Origin of the sequence: Methylobacterium sp. Leaf123 (assembly GCF_001423405.1) — a bacterium.
Lineage (GTDB): Bacteria > Pseudomonadota > Alphaproteobacteria > Rhizobiales > Beijerinckiaceae > Methylobacterium.
Genome location: NZ_LMNS01000027.1, coordinates 1 through 4,788 on the forward strand (window position 1 = coordinate 1; position 4,788 = coordinate 4,788).

The following is a 4,788-nucleotide window of genomic DNA, read 5'->3' on the forward strand; positions in this document are numbered from 1 at the left end:
CCCGGAGGCGACCCTCGCCTCGGCCCAGGCCTTCCTCTACGCCGCCGCCGTCATGATCCTCGTCCGAAGGCTCGGGCGAGCATCATGACTTATCGGACGGACTCTAAGGCCGGCAGCAATGTCCGGCGATTGATGCCCTCTTGGCTTCGAGTTCGCCTCACGTCCGCCCCCTGTGTTTGAAATGATCACCGATCGCTGAACGATAAGTTTCTGAGCTCGACTGAGGAGTTCGCTCGGCCTCTGGCGCGATGGAGTGCGCGTATTAGCATGATATCCGAGGAATAATTTTTTTGATCATGATTCAAATAGATATACCTGACAGAAAGACAAACACCGTCACTCTCGGCCATTCTGGTTAAACTGCTTCCATATCCAAAAAATCAATTAGAGATATATCGGCGGTTTATATGCCGGGGTCGACGCAAATTCAGACTCAGGGTTCGACGGCGGCATCAGGGGACGTCGACTTCCGGTCACTCGCCCTCTACCGCCGTGCTTGAGCGTTACTTGGCTATCGCGGTCCTGGCGGCCTGGATCTTTGCCTTGACCGCCTCCAGGTTGAAGCTCGCGCCCTTCTGCATCGGCGGGAACTCAACGGCGGTCATGGCGAGCTTTTCCACCTCCTGCTGAACAAAGACGAAGCGCCAGAACTCGTACAGGAACCAGCTCATGTAGTTTTGCGCCCCGACTTTGGTCCCCTCGTCCGGCCAGCCAGTCCGCTCGAAGGGGTCGAGCCGCAGGTTGGTGATGTAGGGCACGTCAGGCTTCGTCTTGTCACCGAGCCAGCCGCTCGGCTGATCGATGAAGCGATACTTGTAGTCGCCGATCCGGACTGCCCCCAGCTCACTCTCGCCAAAATACCAAACCTCGTTGCGCTTCGACGGACCTTTGCCGGTGATCATGTCCATCTGGTTATAGCCGTCCAGATGCACCTTGTAGGTTTGGTCGCCGATCTGCTTGCCCTTCTTCAGCTCGTCTGTGATGTCCGGATTTCCCGCCGCTGCCACAAGCGTCGCGAACCAGTCGAGGCCGGAAATGACGCCATTCTCGACTTTCCCAGCCGGTACCTTGCCGGGCCAGCGGATCATTGCCGGCGCGCGGAAGCCGCCCTCCATCACCGTGCCCTTGGACTGCGCGAACGGCGTCTGTCCGCCGTCTGGCCAAGTGAAGACCTCCGTACCATTGTCCGTCGTGAAGACCACGATGGTGTTGTTGTCGATCCCTAAGTCCGTCAGCTTCTTCATCATCGCGCCGACGACATCGTCGAGCTGCGCCATGCCGGCTTCCTGGATGCTCCAGCCATTCTGGGATTTGCGCATGCCCTGATATTTCGGCGACAGGTGCGTTGTGACGTGCATACGGGTCGGGTTGAGCCAGACGAAGAACGGCTTGCCGTCAGCCTTGGCATTGTCGATGAACCCGAGGGCCAGGTCGCGTATCTCCTCGTCCACCGTCTCCATGCGCTTCGGGTAGAGGGTACCAGCATCCTCAATCCGCTGCTTGCCGACCTTGCCCCAGCGCGGGTCTACCGTGGGATCGTCGACGTTCGTTGCCCACGAGTGAACCATGTTACGCGGGCCGACCCGGTGCAGCAGGTCCTGAGGATAGGCGGGATGAGCCGGGTCCTCCATCGCGTCGAGGTGGTAGAGATAACCGAAGAACTCGTCGAAGCCGTGCACCGTTGGCAGGAACTCGTTCTTGTCACCCAGGTGGTTCTTGCCGAACTGGCCTGTGGCGTAGCCCATGCCCTTCAGTGTGGTGGCGATGGTCACCGCCTCCGCAGGAATGCCGATCGGTGCGCCGGCCTGACCCACCGTGGTCATGCCGGTTCGGATCGGCAATTCACCGGTTATGAAGGCCGCGCGCCCCGCCGTGCAGCTCGCCTCGGCATAGTAGTCGGTGAACAGCATGCCCTCTAAGGCGATTCTGTCGAGATGGGGCGTGCGTCCGGCCATCATTCCGCGGTGATAGGCACCGATGTTCCAGATGCCGATGTCGTCGCCCATGATGACGAGGATGTTCGGCTTTTGCCCGGCTGCCGCTTGCTGCTGGGGTTGCGATTGAGCCTGTGCGGGCGTTGTCGGAGCGGTTGATACCATCGCGGCAGCCGCGAGGGCCGACGTTCCGGTGAGAAGAATGCTGCGGCGGCTGAGAGCGCTTCCCGCTCTGGGGCTCACTTGGTTCGCCTCGTGCAGGTCGTCACTCATGGCAGCATCCTCTCCCTGATGATGGTGCGGAACCCCACGTGGCTCATGGATGTGTCGACCGGCTGGGGATGACGGGCGGCGGGCCGGTAACGTCGGCAATAGTTCGGCGCGCAGAGATGTGAGCCGCCCTTAACCACCTTGCGCGGGATCGGGGACTGCGGGCTGTGCGGATCGAGGCTGTCCATCTCACGCCCGCCGCGCGGATTCTCAGGGATGCAGCAGGCCTTCGCTGCGTCGGCCGTGTGACGCGACGCGAACCAGTCGGACGTCCACTCCCAGACGTTGCCGATCATGTCGACGAGGCCGTAGCCGTTCGGCGGGAAGCTGCCCACCGGCGTCGTCCGCCGGTACGAGCCGTCGGCGGTGTTCAAGTACGGGAATTCGCCTTGCCAGGTGTTGGCCATCAGGCGGCCGCCCGGCGCGAATGCGTCACCCCAGGCAAACTCCGCCCCGTCGAGCCCGCCACGGGCGGCGAACTCCCACTCGGCCTCGGTCGGCAGTGCCCTTCCGGCCCAGACGGTGTAGGCCTCGGCGTCCTGGAAGGCGACGTGCACGACGGGATGGTCGTCGAGACCCTTGAGCGAGCTGCCTGGGCCGTAGGGATGGCGCCAGTCCGCCCCTTTCAGGAGCGTCCACCACCGGCCGTGGTGACGCAGGTCGACTGGCCCGCGCGGAGGAACGAACACCATCGACCCGGCGAAGAGCATATGCGGCAGCGCGCCGGGATAGCTCTTTGGATCCGGCGGGATCTCGGCGAGAGTGCGGTAGCCCGTGGCTTGAACGAACCGTCTGAACTGCCGGTTCGTGACCGGGCTCTCGTCCATCCAGAACCCATCCACCGCTACCCGGTGAACCGGAGCTTCCTCGGGATAGTGCTGCTCCGAGCCCATCCGGAAGGTCCCCCCAGGGATCCACCGCATGCCAGGACGACCGGCGGCCTTTGTCGCGTGACTGGCGCCATCGATGGTCCCAGACGTCATCGCTTGATACCTTCGCGGTCTCAGACTTCAGCGTATCGCGGTCGACCGGCATCGCACGATTGCCGCACGAAGACGGTAGAATCTGAATTGCATGCCCACTGCGCCTCGCAACCCGGGGCAACTGACCCAGTTGGCGCCGCAAACGAAATCTATTGCGACGGCTCCGTCGACGAGGACTGAAGCAGGCCAGCGGGAAGCCCGGCGATGATGGACCAAGCCAGCTCGTAGCCTGCCTATTGATGTCGCTCGGCAGGCCTACGGAGTCGGCAGCGTCACCGTACCATTGCGGATAGGCGCTACTTGATCGAACGGGACATGCCTATCGAATATTTTTCGCCGGCCCTCGGACTGGGGATAGAGCTCATGGCTGTTTTTCCGCATAAAATCAAAAAATGATAAGTTTGACGACAGGTAAATGCCCCAGCTTGGCCGTTGCAATTCTATTCAACCTGTGGGAATTTGCTGCGACATCGGAGAATTTGGAGGCGGGCCCGTGTCTGGAGCTTGGCGGACGCTTGGTTTGACCGTTGCCTGCGCTACGGTGCTGCAGGCCATGCCGGATGCGCAGGCGGCCGAATATGCGCAGGGCATCTATGTTCTCGGCAACCGCGGCCCTCTCGCGGGCGTGACGCCGCCACCCGGCTTCTACTTTGAGAGCGAGACCTACTACTATTCGGGCAATCTCGGCGGAGGTCGGCTCTTCCAGGGCGGCGGTGTCGTCGCCGCGAACGTCAAGAACGATACGAGCGCGGTGTTCGCGACCCCGATCTGGGTCACGCCTGTCGAGATCCTGGGCGGCAATCTGGGCTTCTCCATCACCATCCCGTTCGGCACGCCCAACGTCAGCGCCGGGGCGGTCCTCGCCTCGCCGCGCATCGACCGCATCATCGCTGGGCGCGAACGGGACGCGATCTTCAACGTCGGCGACATCTATCTCGCCTCGTTCGTGGGCTGGCACTCCGGCAACTTCCACTGGAGCGGCACCCTCCTCGGCGTCGTGCCATCCGGCAGCTTCGAGAACGGCCAGCTCTCCAACATCGCGCTCAATCGCCCGGCGATCGATCTCAGCGGCGCGCTCACCTACCTCGATCCCGTTCTCGGCTATGAGCTCTCGGTCGTGCCAGGCATCACGTTCAACTGGATCAACCCGGCGACCCAGTACCTCACCGGCACCGAGTTCCACCTGGAGTGGTCGGCCTCGAAATACCTGAGCAAGGAATTGTCGGTCGGTCTTGTCGGCTACTATTACAATCAGCTCACCGGCGACGGTGGCTCGGGCGACCGGATCGGGCCGTTCAAAGGTCGGGTCACGTCGCTCGGCGCCCAGATCGGCTACACGTTCAAGCTGGGCGCGATCCCGGTCTCGACGAATCTGCGCTTTTTCCGCGAGTTCGATGTCAAGAACCGGTTCGCAGGCACGGCGACTTTCCTGACGATCACCGCTCCGCTGTGGGTTGCACCCCCGAAGGCTGCCCCGGAACCGAGGACCGTCGTGACGAAGAATGGCCTGCTGCCGGTTTGGTGGACACGGTCCTAAGCTAATTGAGCACGGTTTTCGAACTCGACAGGGCTGAGGTAGCCCAGGGTCGAGTGCCGCCGCG

Annotated in this window: 3 protein-coding genes and 1 pseudogene; 2 read left to right on the top strand and 2 right to left on the bottom strand. The window is 62.4% G+C overall.

The genetic code is table 11. From position 1 onward, the window contains the following. A pseudogene (locus ASF53_RS25820) lies at positions 1–88 on the top strand (IS5/IS1182 family transposase); the annotation flags it as partial. Positions 89–503: 415 nt separating this feature from the next. On the opposite strand, the gene ASF53_RS15825 reads toward ASF53_RS25820, so the two are convergent. Together ASF53_RS15825 and ASF53_RS15830 are read right to left on the bottom strand one after the other, a co-directional pair. Next, on the bottom strand, positions 504–2,207 hold the full coding sequence (locus tag ASF53_RS15825; protein ID WP_156635585.1) for an arylsulfatase: 1,704 nt from the start codon (positions 2,205–2,207) through the stop codon (positions 504–506). After that, the gene (locus ASF53_RS15830; RefSeq protein ID WP_082482755.1) at positions 2,204–3,127 is read right to left on the bottom strand and encodes a formylglycine-generating enzyme family protein; all 924 of its coding nucleotides are present in this window, start codon (positions 3,125–3,127) and stop codon (positions 2,204–2,206) included. The genes ASF53_RS15825 and ASF53_RS15830 overlap by 4 nt, the downstream gene beginning before the upstream one ends. 613 nt (positions 3,128–3,740) lie before the next feature. Between ASF53_RS15830 and ASF53_RS15835 the strand changes: the two genes are divergently transcribed. Next, the gene (locus ASF53_RS15835) at positions 3,741–4,724 is read left to right on the top strand and encodes a SphA family protein (RefSeq protein WP_082482757.1); all 984 of its coding nucleotides are present in this window, start codon (positions 3,741–3,743) and stop codon (positions 4,722–4,724) included. The last annotated feature ends 64 nt before the right edge of the window (positions 4,725–4,788 follow it).